General features: G+C 67.3%; 15 protein-coding genes. 7 read left to right on the top strand and 8 right to left on the bottom strand.

The window, feature by feature from the left end; all coding sequences use genetic code 11:
- Window positions 1–15: 15 nt before the first annotated feature.
- The 3 genes from ABFP37_RS17895 to ABFP37_RS17905 form a co-directional block, all read right to left on the bottom strand.
- Complete coding sequence (locus tag ABFP37_RS17895; protein ID WP_078027879.1) at window positions 16–390, bottom strand: DUF948 domain-containing protein; 375 nt, start codon at window positions 388–390, stop codon at window positions 16–18.
- A 145-nt stretch (window positions 391–535) separates the two neighbouring features.
- Window positions 536–1,162 carry a 30S ribosomal protein S4 gene (gene rpsD / locus ABFP37_RS17900; RefSeq protein ID WP_078027880.1) on the bottom strand — a complete coding sequence of 209 codons (627 nt, stop codon included), beginning with the start codon at window positions 1,160–1,162 and terminating at the stop codon, window positions 536–538.
- 170 nt (window positions 1,163–1,332) lie between these two features.
- Window positions 1,333–2,829, bottom strand: coding sequence for a replication-associated recombination protein A (locus ABFP37_RS17905; protein ID WP_347034367.1), 1,497 nt, complete (start codon window positions 2,827–2,829; stop codon window positions 1,333–1,335).
- 62 nt (window positions 2,830–2,891) lie between these two features.
- Here ABFP37_RS17905 and ABFP37_RS17910 point away from each other — a divergent pair, with 62 nt between their 5' ends.
- Window positions 2,892–3,566 carry an acVLRF1 family peptidyl-tRNA hydrolase gene (locus tag ABFP37_RS17910; protein WP_347034368.1) on the top strand — a complete coding sequence of 225 codons (675 nt, stop codon included), beginning with the start codon at window positions 2,892–2,894 and terminating at the stop codon, window positions 3,564–3,566.
- Window positions 3,567–3,653: 87 nt separating this feature from the next.
- Here the strand turns inward: ABFP37_RS17910 and ABFP37_RS17915 are convergent, their stop codons facing one another.
- The 5 genes from ABFP37_RS17915 to ABFP37_RS17935 all read right to left on the bottom strand — a co-directional run bounded on the left by ABFP37_RS17915 (window position 3,654) and on the right by ABFP37_RS17935 (window position 9,237).
- Window positions 3,654–3,977: a 2Fe-2S iron-sulfur cluster-binding protein gene (locus ABFP37_RS17915; protein ID WP_078027883.1), complete on the bottom strand. Its 324-nt coding sequence runs from the start codon at window positions 3,975–3,977 to the stop codon at window positions 3,654–3,656.
- A gap of 9 nt (window positions 3,978–3,986) precedes the next feature.
- Window positions 3,987–5,276, bottom strand: coding sequence for an FAD-dependent oxidoreductase (locus ABFP37_RS17920; protein WP_347034369.1), 1,290 nt, complete (start codon window positions 5,274–5,276; stop codon window positions 3,987–3,989).
- Window positions 5,269–6,528 (bottom strand): cytochrome P450, encoded by a 1,260-nt coding sequence (locus ABFP37_RS17925; RefSeq protein WP_347034370.1) that lies wholly within the window; start codon window positions 6,526–6,528, stop codon window positions 5,269–5,271. Before ABFP37_RS17925 ends, ABFP37_RS17920 begins: the two co-directional genes overlap by 8 nt.
- 162 nt (window positions 6,529–6,690) lie before the next feature.
- Window positions 6,691–7,458, bottom strand: coding sequence for an IclR family transcriptional regulator (locus ABFP37_RS17930; RefSeq protein ID WP_078027886.1), 768 nt, complete (start codon window positions 7,456–7,458; stop codon window positions 6,691–6,693).
- A 21-nt stretch (window positions 7,459–7,479) separates the two neighbouring features.
- Complete coding sequence (locus tag ABFP37_RS17935) at window positions 7,480–9,237, bottom strand: FAD-dependent oxidoreductase (protein ID WP_347034371.1); 1,758 nt, start codon at window positions 9,235–9,237, stop codon at window positions 7,480–7,482.
- A 147-nt stretch (window positions 9,238–9,384) separates the two neighbouring features.
- On the opposite strand from ABFP37_RS17935, the gene ABFP37_RS17940 reads away from it, so the two are divergent.
- The 6 genes from ABFP37_RS17940 to ABFP37_RS17965 all read left to right on the top strand — a co-directional run bounded on the left by ABFP37_RS17940 (window position 9,385) and on the right by ABFP37_RS17965 (window position 14,807).
- A complete protein-coding gene (locus tag ABFP37_RS17940; protein WP_078027887.1) occupies window positions 9,385–10,176 on the top strand; it encodes an IclR family transcriptional regulator in 792 nt (263 codons plus the stop codon).
- Between the two features lie 100 nt (window positions 10,177–10,276).
- Window positions 10,277–11,038 carry an SDR family oxidoreductase gene (locus ABFP37_RS17945; protein ID WP_078027888.1) on the top strand — a complete coding sequence of 254 codons (762 nt, stop codon included), beginning with the start codon at window positions 10,277–10,279 and terminating at the stop codon, window positions 11,036–11,038.
- A gap of 88 nt (window positions 11,039–11,126) precedes the next feature.
- Window positions 11,127–12,803 (top strand): FAD-dependent oxidoreductase, encoded by a 1,677-nt coding sequence (locus ABFP37_RS17950; protein WP_347034372.1) that lies wholly within the window; start codon window positions 11,127–11,129, stop codon window positions 12,801–12,803.
- 1 nt (window position 12,804) lies between these two features.
- On the top strand, window positions 12,805–13,134 hold the full coding sequence (locus tag ABFP37_RS17955; RefSeq protein ID WP_078027890.1) for a Dabb family protein: 330 nt from the start codon (window positions 12,805–12,807) through the stop codon (window positions 13,132–13,134).
- 80 nt (window positions 13,135–13,214) lie between these two features.
- A complete protein-coding gene (locus ABFP37_RS17960) occupies window positions 13,215–14,522 on the top strand; it encodes an MFS transporter (protein WP_347034375.1) in 1,308 nt (435 codons plus the stop codon).
- A gap of 63 nt (window positions 14,523–14,585) precedes the next feature.
- Window positions 14,586–14,807 carry a hypothetical protein gene (locus ABFP37_RS17965; protein WP_078027892.1) on the top strand — a complete coding sequence of 74 codons (222 nt, stop codon included), beginning with the start codon at window positions 14,586–14,588 and terminating at the stop codon, window positions 14,805–14,807.
- Window positions 14,808–14,913 lie beyond the last annotated feature (106 nt).

Genomic DNA, 14,913 nt, shown 5'->3' on the forward strand with positions numbered 1-14,913 from the left:
CAGTTCTCCGGGGGGCTAGCGGCTGCGACGGCCGGCGGCGGGCTTCTTGCGGGCGGCGAAGGCGGAGCGGACGCCGTAGCTGAAGGCGGCAACCTTGATCAGCGGCGAGCCCACCGTGGCGGCAACCAGGGAGGACAGCGCCGAGATGTTCGCCGAGGCGTCCGAAACGTTGGACGCGATGCCGTCCACCTTTTTCAGCTGCTGGTTGGTGGTGGAGACCGTCGCCGTGACTTCGTCCATGAGTGGGGTCGCGCCGTCGCTGATGGAACGGATCGAGGTCCGCACTTCATCGAACACCCGCCCCAGCTTGAGGATCGGGACAGCAAGCAACAGGACCAGGAGCGCAAATACCCCGGCCGCGATCAGGCCGGCAATATCGCCACCAGACATAGACGTTCATCTCCTTGAAACTCCGTGGAACGGTACATGGTCCGCGGCGGCAGCGTGCTGCAGCCGCGGATGTCCCCCAAGTACCTTACATACAAAGAAGCCCGCGGCGCTTGCCACGGGCTTCCTTGTGTACGCTGCCGGAAATTTAGCGTGCGTAGAATTCGACGACGAGCTGCTCTTCGCAGGTCACGGGGACCTCGGAGCGCTTCGGGCGGCGGACCAGGCGTGCCTGCAGGGCGTCAAGCTTGACGTCCAGGTAGGCCGGAACCTGGGGCAGGACGTCGCGGTGCGCGCCGGCTGCTGCAACCTGGAACGGAGGCATGGTTTCGCTGCGGCTGTGAACGTGAACCAGCTGGCCCTCGCTGACGCGGAAGGACGGGCGGTCAACGCGGATGCCGTCAACCAGGATGTGGCGGTGCACAACCAGCTGGCGGGCCTGGGCGATGGTGCGGGCGAAGCCTGCACGCAGCACGAGGGCGTCGAGACGCATTTCGAGCAGTTCGATCAGGTTTTCACCGGTCAGGCCCTTGGTGCGGCGTGCTTCTTCGAAGGCACGGGTCATCTGGGCTTCGCGGATGCCGTACTGGGCGCGCAGACGCTGCTTTTCGCGCAGACGTACGGCGTAGTCGGAGTCCTGCTTCTTGCGGGCACGGCCATGCTCACCGGGGCCGTAGGGACGGCGCTCCATGTACTTGGCGGCCTTGGGGGTCAGAGCGATGCCGAGTGCACGCGAGAGGCGTGCGGTACGGCGAGCACGAGTGTTGTTAGCCACTTGTGTCCTTCCAATATCTGCGGTGTGTCAGTGTTACTGGCCTCCACGATGGAGAGCATCGGCCAACCGCTGCCTTTTGCTACTGGGCGCAGGCATAACCTCATCAAACGTGAATTTGGTGGATTTTGCGTCCGCGCCTTGCCAGACAAGCATCAATCTTACCAGAGTGCTTACTTGCCCCGGACAATCTTGCGGAGGCGTTCGAGCCGGATGGCGATGTCCCGCTCGGCGCCGTTGGCGGTGGGCACGTAGTAGTCCCGGCCCACAAGGTCATCCGGCGGGTACTGCTGGCGGGCCACGGAGTGCGGGGCGTCGTGGGCATACTTGTACCCCTGCCCGTGGCCCAGTTGCTTCGATCCCGGGTAGTGCGCGTCCCGCAGGTGCGCGGGGATTCCGTTCCCCAGGCCTGCCCGGACGTCCGCAATGGCCTTGTTCAGCCCCATGTAGGCGGCATTGGACTTCGGCGCCGTGGCGAGGTGGACCACGGCCTCGGCGAGGACGATCCTCCCTTCCGGCATGCCGATTAGCTGGACCGCCTGCGCGGCAGCCACGGCGGTCTGCAGGGCCGTGGGGTCAGCCATGCCCACGTCCTCGGCGGCGGAAATCACGATGCGGCGGGCCACGAAGCGCGGGTCCTCCCCCGCCTCCAGCATCCGGGCGAGGTAGTGCAGCGCCGCGTCCACGTCGGAACCCCGGATGGACTTGATGAACGCACTGGCGACGTCGTAGTGCTGGTCGCCGGCGCGGTCGTACCGGACCGCGGCGACGTCGAGCGCCCGCTCGGTGTGGCGCAGTTCAACGGTGACCGTTCCGCCGTCGTCCGCTTCACCCTCTCCGGCGTTGCCGGATGCGTCGCCCCCGTCGGCGCTGTCGCCGCCTGGCGAAGGGCCGACGTCGTCCGCATCGCCGAAGGCCACTCCGGCGGCGGCTTCGAGGGCGGTCAGGGCGCGCCGGGCGTCGCCGCCGGAGAGCCTGACCAGGTGGGCCAGGGCGTCAGCGGTCAGCCGGACCTTGCCGTTCAGCCCCCGGACATCCTCCACGGCACGCTGGAGCAGGCCTTCAATGTCGGCGTCGGTCAGCGGCTTAAGCGTGAGCAGGAGCGAGCGGGACAGCAGCGGCGACACCACGGAGAAGGACGGGTTCTCGGTGGTGGCCGCCACGAGCACCACCCAGCGGTTTTCGACGCCGGGCAGCAGCGCATCCTGCTGCGCCTTGTTGAACCGGTGGATCTCGTCCAGGAACAGGACAGTGGTGGTCTTGTACAGGTCGCGGGCGGTCAGTGCCTCGTCCATGACCCGGCGCACGTCCTTGACGCCGGCCGTGATGGCGGACAGTTCCACGAACTTGCGCCCGGGCCCGCGCGCGATCACATGCGCCAGCGTCGTCTTGCCGGTGCCGGGCGGACCCCAGAGGATGAGCGAGCTTGGACCGGCCGGTCCGACCGCATCGGTGCCCGCAGCCAGCTGGCGCAAAGGCGATCCCTGCCCCAGCAGGTGCTGCTGACCCACGACGTCATCCAGGGTGCGCGGCCGCATCCGGACAGCCAGCGGGCTCCGCGGCGAGGCCGTCCGCCCGCCAAGCGGGCCGCCGCTTGGGCGCCCGGACGGCGAGGCGTCGCCGTCGTCCCCGTCTTCGTTGTCCGGCCCCGGGCCGAAGAGATCATCCACATAGATAGGCTACTCATAGATTCATCGGGCAAAGTCCGGTACCGGGAGCAAGGAAGTCGGCCATGCCACACAGCAGTGCATCAGGCGGCCGTCCTGCCGCCGCCTCGCGGACCGCGTTCATCTCCGGAGAAAGGCTTGCCGGCTGGGTGGATCGCTTCGGCGCCAGCCACGGTGAGATTGAGGTTGAGGACCACGACGACGGCGTGCGTCTGCTTGCGGCCGACGGCGCCACCGCGCTGCTCCAGGCCCCGTGGCCGGACGACGGCCGCCCCGGACGGGGCGCCGGCCTGGTGGCCCGGCTTGCTTCGCTCGCGTCGCAGCCCCGGCGGATCGGGCTGGTGCTCATCCGCCGCGGCGGGTACGGAGTCGCCGTGGCGAGTGAGGGCAGGCTCCTGGCGGCCAAGACCGGTTCGAAGTATGTACAGTCGCGCACGGCGGCCGGCGGCCAGTCGCAGCAAAGGTACGCGCGGCGCCGCGCCAACCAGGCCGACGCGATGGTGGAGGCGGTGGCGGAACTCGCCGGGCAGATTTTTGCCGGGCAGGTCATCGAGTACATCGTTCCGGGCGGCGACCGGGGCATGGCCGAGCTGGTGCTCGACGAGCCGCCTCTCAACGCCTATGCCCGGGTGCCGCGCCTGGCCTACCTCGACGTCCCCGATCCCCGGGCGGCGGTGTTGAAGAAGGCAGCCGCGGATGCCTGTGCCGTGCGCGTCACGGTCACGGACCCGCCTGCCTAGCTCCTCCCCCGCGCCGCTTCGACGGCTCCCTGCCGGCTCGACGCTTTGCAACATCGGGTGCGCAGGGAACCGTCGAAACGGGGGGAGCTATTCTTCGGGCGCCAAGGTGACGGTGGCTCCGTCGAGATGCCGGCTGAAGCCGAGCTGGCAGGAGAGCCGGGAGCCGCATTCCCGGTAACCCTCCGCTTCGACGAGCAGCTCCAGTTCATCCTCACTTCGCTCGCCGAGGGTGTCGAAGACCTCCTTCTCCACGAACACGTGGCAGGTTGCGCAGGAGGCGGTGCCGCCGCACGAGGCCAGGACCGGAAGGTCGTTGTCACGCAGGGCTTCCATCAGGGTCTGGTCCGGCTCCCATTCGAGGTCGTGGGTGGAGCCTTGCCGGTCGATCACGGTCAGTTTGTTGTTGCTCATGACTGTTCCTTAGATTCGGGCTGCCGTAGGGACAGCGTCTGTGGGGTTGGGGCGGGTGGAAATGGCGTCGGCGAGGGAAATGCTGGGGTCCGCTGCCAGCCTCGGGTCGATCCGCGCTCCCAGGGCGATCAGCTTCCTGGCCGGCCGGAAGTCCGTCAGGCCCGCAATGGTGTCGACGGCGGCCAGGCGGCCGTTCCGGAGGTAGACCACGGAGAACCTCCCGCCCGCGGGTTCGCCGCGCACGATCACGTCGTCGTCCGGGTGGCGCACCCCTGCGGTCTGCAGCCGGACACCGTGCTGGACGGTCCAGAACCAGGGGATTTCCGGAACCGCTGCCTGCTGGCCCGTGATGTGGGCCGCCACGCGGTCCGCCTGGGCCTGCGCGTTCTGAATGCACTCCAGGCGCTGGCTGGCGCCGTCGATCGGGCTAGTGAATCGGGTGACGTCCCCGGTGGCGTAAATCGCGGGGTCAGAAGTCCGGCCGTCCCCGTCCACGAGGATGCCGTCCCGGCACTCCAGCCCCGCGTCCGCGGCCAGTTCCTGGTTGGGCAGCACCCCGATTCCGGCCAGAACGACGTCGGCCTGGACGACGGTGCCGTCGGCGGTGACCACGCGTTCGGCCCGCGCGACTCCGTCAATCGCCGTGATCGCTGCGCCGAAGATGAACCGGACACCGTGCCGTTCGTGGAGCTGTTCGAAGTGACGCGATACGGGGGCGGAGGTCACGCGGCTCATCACTCGGTCCTGGAACTCCAGCACCGTGACCTCGCAGCCCTTGGATGCGGCCGCGGCTGCCACTTCAAGTCCGACGTACCCGGCGCCGATGATGGCGACGCGGGCTCCCCGGACCAGCAGCCGCTTGAGCTCGAGGGCGTCGTCCCGGGTTCGCAGCGACTGGACGCCGGCGAGCCCGGCCCCTGGCACCGTGAGGGGCCTGGCCCGCGAGCCCGTAGCGATAACGAGCCGGTGGTAGGCATGACGGCTGCCGTCGGACAGCAGGACAGCCGAACCCTTCCTGTCGATGGACTCCGCGGTGATGCCACTCAGCCGGTCAATGCGCTTGTCCTCGTAGAACTTCTCCTTGCGCAGCACTGCGGACTCATCCGGCGCCCCGTCTTTCAGGAGTTCCTTGGAGAGCGGAGGGCGTTCATAGGGCGTCTCCTTCTGCGCGTCGAGCAGCAGCATGCCGCCCTCCCAGCCCCGGGCGCGGAGTCCCGCGGCGACAGCGACACCGGAGTGCCCGGCGCCGACGACAATCACCGGAGGAGTGGCTTCCCTAGCCGGTTCGCGGTCACGCATCGAACTGCTCCAGCGTCACGTGCAGATGCTCCGGCCCCGAGTTGGTCAGGTTGTTTCCGCGCACGTACTCGATCGGCTTCGTCGGATGCAGGGCCAGTGATCCGAGCTTTTCGGCGAGCAGCTTGACGGTCACCAGGACTTCAAGCCGCGCGAGGGGTGCCCCGAGGCAGCTGTGGACGCCGTGGCCGAAGCCAAGGTGGCCGTCGGTGTTGCGGTCGATGTCGAAGCGCTCGCCGTCGGGGTACTTGCTGCTGTCCCGGTTCGCCGCGGCGGGCAGGAGGCGGACGATGGCGCCGGCCGGAATTGTCACGCCGGAAACCTCCACGTCCTCCGTGGTGATCCGGCTTGCCCGCTGCACCGTTCCGCGGTAGCGGGCCAGTTCCTCGACGAAGAGGCCCGCGTCGTCCGGGTTCCGTCGGATCCGGTCCAGCAGTCCGGGCTGCTCGCTGAAGACGCGGAACGCGTTGGCCAGCAGGATGGTGGTGGTGTCGTGGCCGGCGACGAAGACGAAGGCACAGAGTTCCTTGGCTTCCTTCTCACTGAGCAAGCCGCCCTTCCACATCCGGGCAATGTGGCCGCCGACGGAGTCGCTCTCCTCCCGGTAGAGCCGCTCCATGGCGTCTTTCAGGTAGGCGAAGAACTCGAAGGTGCTCTGTTCGTCGGTGCCGGTGCCCTGGGCATTGCGGGCGAGCCGGCCGAAGTAGCTGAAAGTCTCGTCGGACCAGAATTTCATTTTGTCGAAGTCCTCGGCGGGCACGTCGAGCAAGGCGCTGATGGTGGACATGCTGAGCGGGATGGCGTAGTCGTCCACGGCGTCGCCGCCCCCGGCGGCGAGCATCGGGGCCAGATATTTTTCGGCGTTTTCACGGACCCGGTCCTCGAAGCGGGCAATAGCCTTCGGGATGAAAGCCTGGGCGACGACTTGGCGCAGCCTGGTGTGATTGGGGGCGTCGAAGAGGGTGAGGAAGGTCAGCGGAACCGGGTCCACAACCTGGGAGGAGAAGACTTTCGGGGCCCGCATGGCCCGGCGGACGTCGTCGTACCTGGAGATAAAATAGACTTCCGAAACGGGTGAATGGGCCCGAAGCACGGGGGCGTTGTCCCGCATCCATGCATAGTGGGCGTACGGATCGCCCTGCGTTCCGTCATCGACCACCTTGAACGGCGCCATGCCCTCGGGCCAGCTCAGTTCGTGCGAATACGGCGGCAGACCTGTTTCATCTCCCGCGGTCGCCGAGGAAGTTTCTGTCAAAGGGGCAGACATCATTGTCCTTCTTTCCGGATTGCGTCGACGTGATTTACGTCTCAATTCACCTTGCCGACTTCACCGTTTCCGCACCCACAGGACTTCCGTTCATCGGTTGTGAAAGTCCGCCGCCGGACTGGCGACGAAGACGGCACTGCAGGGTGACGGCTAGGGTCGGGGCACCGCGGAGGCCTTCAAAGCCCGTGAAATTCCGTTTGCCGCGGTCAGGAGCGCGGGGACGGTCACCGGAACGGCGGCTTCCTGCCGCGGAACAATCGCGTTGAGCGCGGCAGCGATGGTCTTGCCGGGGCCGAAGACGGGCACGGCGATGCCGGTCCATTCGGTGACGCCGATGCCCGGCAGGGCCACGTAGCCGCGCTGCCTGATTTCGGCCAGGTGCTTCCGGATAAGGGCCGGGTCAACGACGGTCTCGGGCGTCACCGGCGCCAGCGGACCTGATAGCACCTCGTCCTGGAAGCCAGGCGGCGAGAAAGCCAGCAGCACGAGGCCGGACGAGGCGGCGTGAATCGGCATTCTCTGGGCAATATGGGCCGCGTCCAGGCTGGATTTAGGCGAGGACAGACGCTCCACGTAGAGCACCGTGCCGTGGTCCAGCACTGCCAGCGTGGTGTGCTGGTGCACGGCTGCCTGGACGTCGTCCATGAAGGGCAGCGCCAGCTCACGAAGATTCAGCGCACGCGAACCCCGTGCTGCCAGCTCCCACATCCGCATCCCGGAACGCAGGTTCCCGTCCGGCAGCCTCTCGATCAGGCCGTGGAGGACCAGATCGTCCACGAGCCTGTGAGCTGTGGTGAGGGGCAGGCCTGCGCGGCGGGCCAGGCCGGAGAGAGTCATGGTCGGCACGTCCCGGTCGAACGCGGCCATGACCCGCACCACGCGGCTGATGACCGATTCACCCGATGGGGAGTTCGCCATGGACGCCTCCGGCCCGGCGCTCTAGGCTTCCACGGTGGCCGCGCGCCCCACACCCCGGCCGGCCGCGAGTCTGGCGATGTCGCGGCCCGCCCGGTAGCCGAATACGAGGGCCGGCCCAATGTGCGAGCCGTATCCCGGGTAGCCGCCGCCGAAGACGCTTACCGCGGCCGCACCGACGGCAAGGAGGCCCGGGATGGCCGTTCCGTCGGCGGTGACGACTTCGGAGTGCTCGTTGACGCCGACTCCGGCGAAGGTGCCGAGGTCTCCCATCTGGATCTTCGCGGCGTAATACGGACCTTTGCCCACGGGGGCGAGGTTCGGATTCGGCGTGTGCTCCAGATCGCCCCGGAAGTGGTTGTACAGCGTTGAGCCGCGGCCGAACGCCGGATCCTCGCCGCGCTCCGCTGCCGGGTTGAAGTCAGCCACCGTCGCTTCGAGGCCCCCGGCGTCGATGCCGAGGTTTCCTGCCAGCTCCGCGAGGGTGTCCCCCTTGACCAGGTATCCGGTCCTGTAGAAATAGCCGCGGGGCATCGGCCAGGGCTTGGCGTAGCCGATGCCGTATTTGTGCATGGTCTTCGCGTCGCCGATCACGTAGCCAAGCGTCTTGTCCTCGTCCTGGTTGTGTCCGATCATTGCGCCGCCGAAGTCGTGGTAGCTCAGCGCTTCGTTTCCGAAGCGCTTGCCGTGACGGTCGACGGCGATCAGGCCCGGCAGGCCGATCGCCCGGAGGTGCGGAAAGAGTCGCTGCCTGCCATCGAGGTACTTGAACACGGTCACAGGCGCCCACGAACCGACGCTGGACACCGCATCGTCGATGTGCCCGCCGGCGCTGATCGCCAGGATGGCGGCGTCCCCGCCGTGGCCAACTGTCGGCGTGAAGTGATCGTCGCCGTCGGCGTCGTGCGGAAAATACCGCTGCCGCAGTTCCGTGTTGCCCGAGAAACCTCCGGCGGCGAGGATGACGCCGAGCCGCGCCGTCACCGTGGCCGCGTGCTCACCGCCGATCACCGCCCCGGTGATGGTTCCGGCGTCGTCGCTGGTCAGCGAAAGGGCTGGCGACGATTTCCACAGCCGCACGCCCAGGTCGTCGGCGCTCTTCACCATGCGGGTCATCAGGGCGTTCCCGTTGGTACGCAGGACCGGGCGCTTGTACCGGGCGGCGTCAGCCCATGTGCGCAGCAGCTTCTTTGCCACATAGACGAACGAGCTGACCGACTGGTTGACGTGGAAGAACTCGTTGATGTCGGGTCCCACCTGCGGCATGTAGCCGAACACGGTGTAGGAACTCATGTAGGGCTGCATCAGGAGCCGTTTGTCGCCGAGCACCCGCTCGTCAACATCCTGCGGCAGGATGGCACGGCCGGACAGCTTCGCGCCGGGCAGGTCCATCTGGTAGTCCGGGGACTTCTCCGGGTAGGTGAACTTCACCTCGGTTTCGTCCTCGAAAAAGGAGATCGCTTCAGGGACGGTATCCAGGAAGTCCCGAACGCCTGTTTCGTTGAATGTCTCCGGGGCAAGGTTCTTCAGGTACGTCTCCGCGGCCGCCCGGGTATCGCCCTGCGCCATGCCCTGCTTGTTGCCAGGGACCCACGCCCAGCCGGCGGAAATGGCGGTGGTCCCGCCGAAGTACTGTTCCTTTTCCGCAACGATCACGGTCAGTCCCTGCGAAGCGGCTTTCAGGGCTGCCGCCATCCCGGCGACGCCGGAGCCGATGACGAGCACATCACAGACAGTCGTGTTCGTGGTTCCTGTGGTGCTAGCGGTACTTGTCTTTCCCATGGTTCCTGCCTTGCTCATGATTGTTGCTCCGTTCAGTCGGCCGCCCGCATCCTCGCGGCGGCCGGGTGAGGCTAGACCCAAGTAGACGCGGCGACAACGGCGCCCGGGAGGAGGATTACCATTGAGCGGGAATCCTGAGGAGGAAGCGTGGCCAATTCCGCATCGGGCGAGTCGATCATCGGCCGCTTCGTGAAGATCGTGAGCGCGTTCGACGACCGCCACACCTCCATGAGCGTCGCCGAGCTGGGGCGCCGGACCGGGCTGCCCGTGACCACCACCTACCGGCTGGTCAACGATCTGCTGCGCGAACGGCTCCTCGAACGCGAACCCGGCGGCGACATCCACATCGGCACGCGGATGTGGGAACTCGTTTCCCGCGGGTCCAAGATGCTGGGACTGCGGGAGGCCGCCCTGCCGTTCATGGAGGACGTCCAGGCAGTGGTGCAGCACTCCACCACCCTGGGCATCCTTGATTCGGACGAGGTCCTGTATATCGAGCGGCTGGGCTCCGACAAAACCATCGTCGACATCACCAAGATCGCAGGCAGGCTGCCCGTGCACGCGACATCCTCCGGCTTGGTCCTGCTGGCCCACTCCCCCGCTGCCTATCAGGACACCTTCCTGGCCCGGCCCCTGACGAAGTTCACCGAAACCACCTTGACCGATCCGGCGGTTCTCCGTCGGCACCTGGCCGAAATCCGGCAGCGCGGCTTCGCTGCCATGCCGGGAGTGATCGTGCCCGAGTCCAGCGGCATCGCCGTCCCCGTCTTCGGACCCGACAACACCGTCCGCGCCGCACTGAGCGTCGTGGTTCCCCGGAACGAGGAGAACGCTGCCGCCCGGGTGCCAGTCCTGATGGCCGCAGCGCGGGGCATTTCCCGGGCGCTCGGCTGGCGTGGCGAGCTGAAGGGAACGCTGCGCCAGAGCCACGGAAAGTAAGGTTTTCCGTTCATCGGCAATCGTGTGGTTCCTGTCACAGCTCCCCTGCCAGTCTGGCTAGGACGCAGCGAAGAGGCTGCAGGAGCACGAGGAGCACCCCATGAATCCCATACTTAACCGCGTGGCCGGAAAGACCGCCATTGTCACCGGAGGCCGCGGCGACCTGGGCGGCGCCACCGCCGCCCTCCTGGCTGAACACGGCGCAACCGTTGCCAGCCTGGACGTTGCCGGCATCCCCGCTGCCGCGGCCCACGCAAACATCTGCGAGTACGACGTCGATGTCACCAGCGAGGCCAGCGTCGCCGACGCCGTCCGCCGGGTCCGCGACGAACTGGGCACGCCGGACATCCTGGTGAACGCCGCGGGAATCATCGGCCCCGCCGGCGCCTCGCACACGGCGACCGTTACGGACTTCGACACGATCTTCAACGTCAACGTCAAGGGCGTCTGGCTGATGACCAAGCACGTGGTCCCCGGCATGATCGAAAAGGGCGCCGGCAGCATCGTCAACTTCTCCTCCATCCATGGCATCACCGGCGGCAGGAATGTTCCGCTCTATCACGCCACCAAAGGCGCCGTCCGGCTGCTCAGCAAGTCGGACGCGGCGGCCTACGGAAACTACGGCATCCGCGTGAACTCCATCCACCCCGGATCCATGGACACCCGGATGAGCCGCCGCTCGGCCGAGCAGTCCGATATCGGCGCCGAGGCCTACTACAAGCAGCTGGTCGGCTCCAACCCTCTGCCCCGCCAGGGCCAGCCGGCCGAGATCGCCTACGGCGTGCTGTACCTGGCCTCGGACGAATCGCGCTTCACCACGGGATCCGAGCTCGTGATCGACGGCGGCTACACCGCCGTCTAACCGGTCCCGCCGCCTTCGGCCGCGGCAGCCCCAGCGGCCGCCGCGCCGGAGATTCTGCGCAATCACTCTCCCCCCGAAAGGCACCACCATGAAATTCGTAAACGGAACCGCCTCCGAGAGCTACGACGTCGTCGTCGTCGGTTCCGGCGCCGGCGCCCTCACCGCGGCGGCCACCGCCGCCCGGGCCGGCAAGTCCGTCGTCGTCCTCGAAAAAAGCGACCTGCTGGGCGGCACGTCCGCCGTCTCCGGCGGCATGCTCTGGGTGGCGGACAACCACCACGCCCGCAAGGCCGGCATCACCGATTCCAAGGAGGCGGCCGCCAGGTATGTGCGCGCGGTGGCCCGCGGACGAGGCCGCGAGGAACTGCTCGACGCGGCACTGAACTACGGCGACCGCATGCTCCGGTTCGTGGAGGAGGAATGCGGCGTCCGCTTCATCTTCCTGGACAACTTCCCCGACTACCGGCAGGACCTGCCCGGCGCCCTGGAGGGCGGCCGCACAGTGGAGCCCGAACTGTTCAACAGCAAGGACGCCCTGGGCGGGCTCAGGGCGCACGTCCGCAGCGACGGCCGGGCGCCCTTCACCATGCAGGAGTACGAAAACTGGGGAGCGTTCACCAAGTTCCCGTGGGACGAACTGGCCGGCCGCCAGGACGACGGGCTCGTGGCCAAGGGGCAGGCCCTCGTCTCGATGCTGCTGGCAAGCCTGGTCCGCGATGGTGCCGCGCTCGTCACCGGTGCGCGGGGGCACCGGCTGCTGACCGACGGCGGCCGGGTGACCGGCGTCGAACTGGAATCCGGCGAAGCCCTCCGGGCGAACGACGGCGTGGTGCTGGCCGCCGGAGGCTTCGAGTGGGACAAGGCTCTGGCCGACTCGATGCTTGCTTCGCGGCTGTACACGATGTGCTCGCCGCCCTCGAACACCGGAGACGGGCTGCGGATGTCGCAGCGCATCGGCGGGCAGACCCGCGGCACCCGCGAAGCCTGGTGGGCACCGATGTCCGTCACCGGCGACACCCGCGACGGGCAGCCTGTGGGCACCCTGCTCCGATTCGAACGCCAGGGCCCGGGATCGATCATGGTGAACCGCCACGGCCGCCGGTTCGCCAACGAGTCGCAGAACTACAACGATCTCGCCCGCAGCCTGCAGTCCTGGGACTCTGCCGCGAACCGGACCCTCAACACCCCGGCCCACGTGATTGTGGACCACGGCTACCTGGAGCGCTACGGCATCCTGGCGCACCGCGCCGGCCAGCCCACGCCGGGCTATCTGACCGAGGCCGCGACCCTTGAGGAACTGGCCGCGAAGATCAACGTACCGGCGGAAAATCTCACCGCGACCGTGGCCCGGTTCAACGAGTACGCGGTCAAGGGCCAGGATCCCGACTTCGGCCGCGGCGAAAGTGCCTATGACAAGTACTGGGGCGACGACGACACCCCGTGGCCGAACCCGTCGCTCGGCCCGCTCCGGTCCGGACCGTTCTACGCGCTGGAAGTGGTCAACGGCGCGTTCGGCACCAACGGCGGCGTGGCAACCGACGGGCTGGCCCGGGTGCTCGACGTCGACAACCAGCCCATCCCCGGCCTGTTCGCCGCCGGCAACACCACGGAAAACGCCTACGCCGCAGGCTACCCGGGCGCCGGCGCCACCCTGGGCCCGATCATGACCATGGGCTACCTCGCCGGACGCACCATCGCCGGCCAGTCACCGGAGTACGACTCAGCCGAACAGGCTGAGCAAACCAAGGAACTGGTGGGTGCCTGAGATGATCCGCCACACTGTGCTCTTCAAGTTCAAGCCGGGCTTCCCGCCCGCCGATAAGCAGGCCTGGATTGACGGCCTCAACAACATGACCGGCAAAATCCCCGGCATGCTCAGCCTCAGCCACGGAGCGGACATCCTCAGCACCGACCGCTCCTTCGACTACGCCATTGTGGCCGACTTCGAAACGGTCGAGGACATCGACGCGTACAACACCCACCCGCTCCACGAGCCGCTGAAGGCGTACTCGTTCCCCAACAGCCAGCAGATCCTCTCCGTGGACTTCCACCTCGGGGACACCTCTGCGGCCACCACTAAGACAACGCAGTCTTAAGGAGATTCCCATGCATACCGGACCCTCAACGCAGGCAGCCCCCCAGCCGGCCCCCCCGGAAAACGCCGGGCAAGGCTGCCCTGGCATCCTTCCTCGGCAGCACGCTGGAGTACTACGACTTCTTCATCTACGGAACAGCCGCCGCCCTGGTATTTCCGCACCTGTTCTTCCCCTCCGCGGACCCCGCCATCGGCCTGATCGGCGCCTTCGCCACGTTCGGCGTCGCCTACGTGGCCCGGCCGGTCGGCGGCCTGGTCATGGGCCACTTCGGCGACAAGCTGGGACGGAAGAAGATCCTGCTGCTGACCTTGGGCATCATGGGCCTGGCATCGCTGGGCATCGGGTTCCTGCCCACCTACGAGCAGCTCGGCGTCTGGGCGCCCATCCTCCTGGTGGCCGGCCGGCTGGCACAGGGATTCTCGGCGGGCGCAGAGTCGGCAGGAGCCTCCGCCCTCACGCTGGAACACTCGCCTGAGGGCAAGCGGGGCTTCTTCACCAGCTTCGTGATGACGGGCTATGCCTCCGGCATGGTGCTGGCCACCCTCGTGTTCATCCCCGTCACCGACCTGCCCCAGGAAGCGATGATGAGCTGGGGCTGGCGCATCCCGTTCTGGCTTTCCATCGTGGTCCTGGCCATCGCTTACTGGGTCCGGACGCACCTGGACGAAACACCGGTCTTCGAGGAGGCCCAGGAGCACAAACAGGTCACCCCGATGCCCATCAAGGAAGTGCTCCGGTTCCAGGCTCCGGACGTGCTGCGTGTCGTGGGCATGTCCATCATGTCCGTGATGCAGACCATTTTCACGGTTTTCGGTCTGGCGTACGCCACTTCCACCGCGGGATTCGACCGGGCGTCCATCCTGACCGTAAACGCCGTGGCCATCGGCCTATCCATGTTCGCCATGCCGCTGGCGGCGAAACTCGCGGACCGGATCGGCCGCCGGCCTGTGCTGCTGACCGCCGCGATCGGCTGCTCAGTCACGATCTTCCTGTACTTCCTTGCGCTTTCCTCCGGCAATATCGTCTTGGTCTTCCTGGCGGCCTTCCTGAACATGACCGTGTTGTACTCGGGCTTCAACGGCATCTGGCCGGCGTTCTTTGCCGAGCAGTTCGCCGCCCCGGTGCGCTATACCGGTATGGCCATGGGCAACCAGCTGGGGCTGGTCCTCGCCGGCTTCGCGCCGATGATTGCCGGCATGCTGCTGGCCCCGGGAGTCGCGGGCTGGGTGCCGGTGGCCGTGTTCGGCACGGTCTGCATGCTCATTGCTGCAGGGTCCGCGTTCTACTCCCGGGAAACGTACAGGACGCCGATCCAGGAGCTTGGGGCACCCTACCTGGGGGGAACCGCACGGCGCCGGAAGGCACTCGACGAACAGCGACTGGCCTAGCAGCCGGCCGTCCGGATTCCCTAAGCCCCGCTCCCAATAGCCTGCGACGAGGAAGGAATGCACATGCGCCGACGCATCAGGCCGCGAATCTTCGGCCCGCGGAGCAAGTACGCCAGCCACAGGCCGGTTGAGGCATCGGGGATGTTTCCCGGCCGGCGGCCATGGCCCCAGTCCGGCCGGGCGGTATCCGAAGAGACGCCCGCGGGAACCGCCCAACAGGCCGACGGCGGCGAACTTACGGCGTCGCCCTGGATCGGCCTTTACTACAGGAGTGAGTGGTCCTAGCTGTACCCGGCCATTAGGTTAGTGACACTCGCGTGATCGGGGTGCTGTTGATGGCGGCGTGGATGCGTTCAGTGTTGTAGTAGTTCAGCCACGGGTCAAGCGCCGC

The sequence above is a fragment of the Burkholderia sp. RS01 genome (assembly GCF_039748055.1).
Classification (GTDB): domain Bacteria; phylum Actinomycetota; class Actinomycetes; order Actinomycetales; family Micrococcaceae; genus Arthrobacter.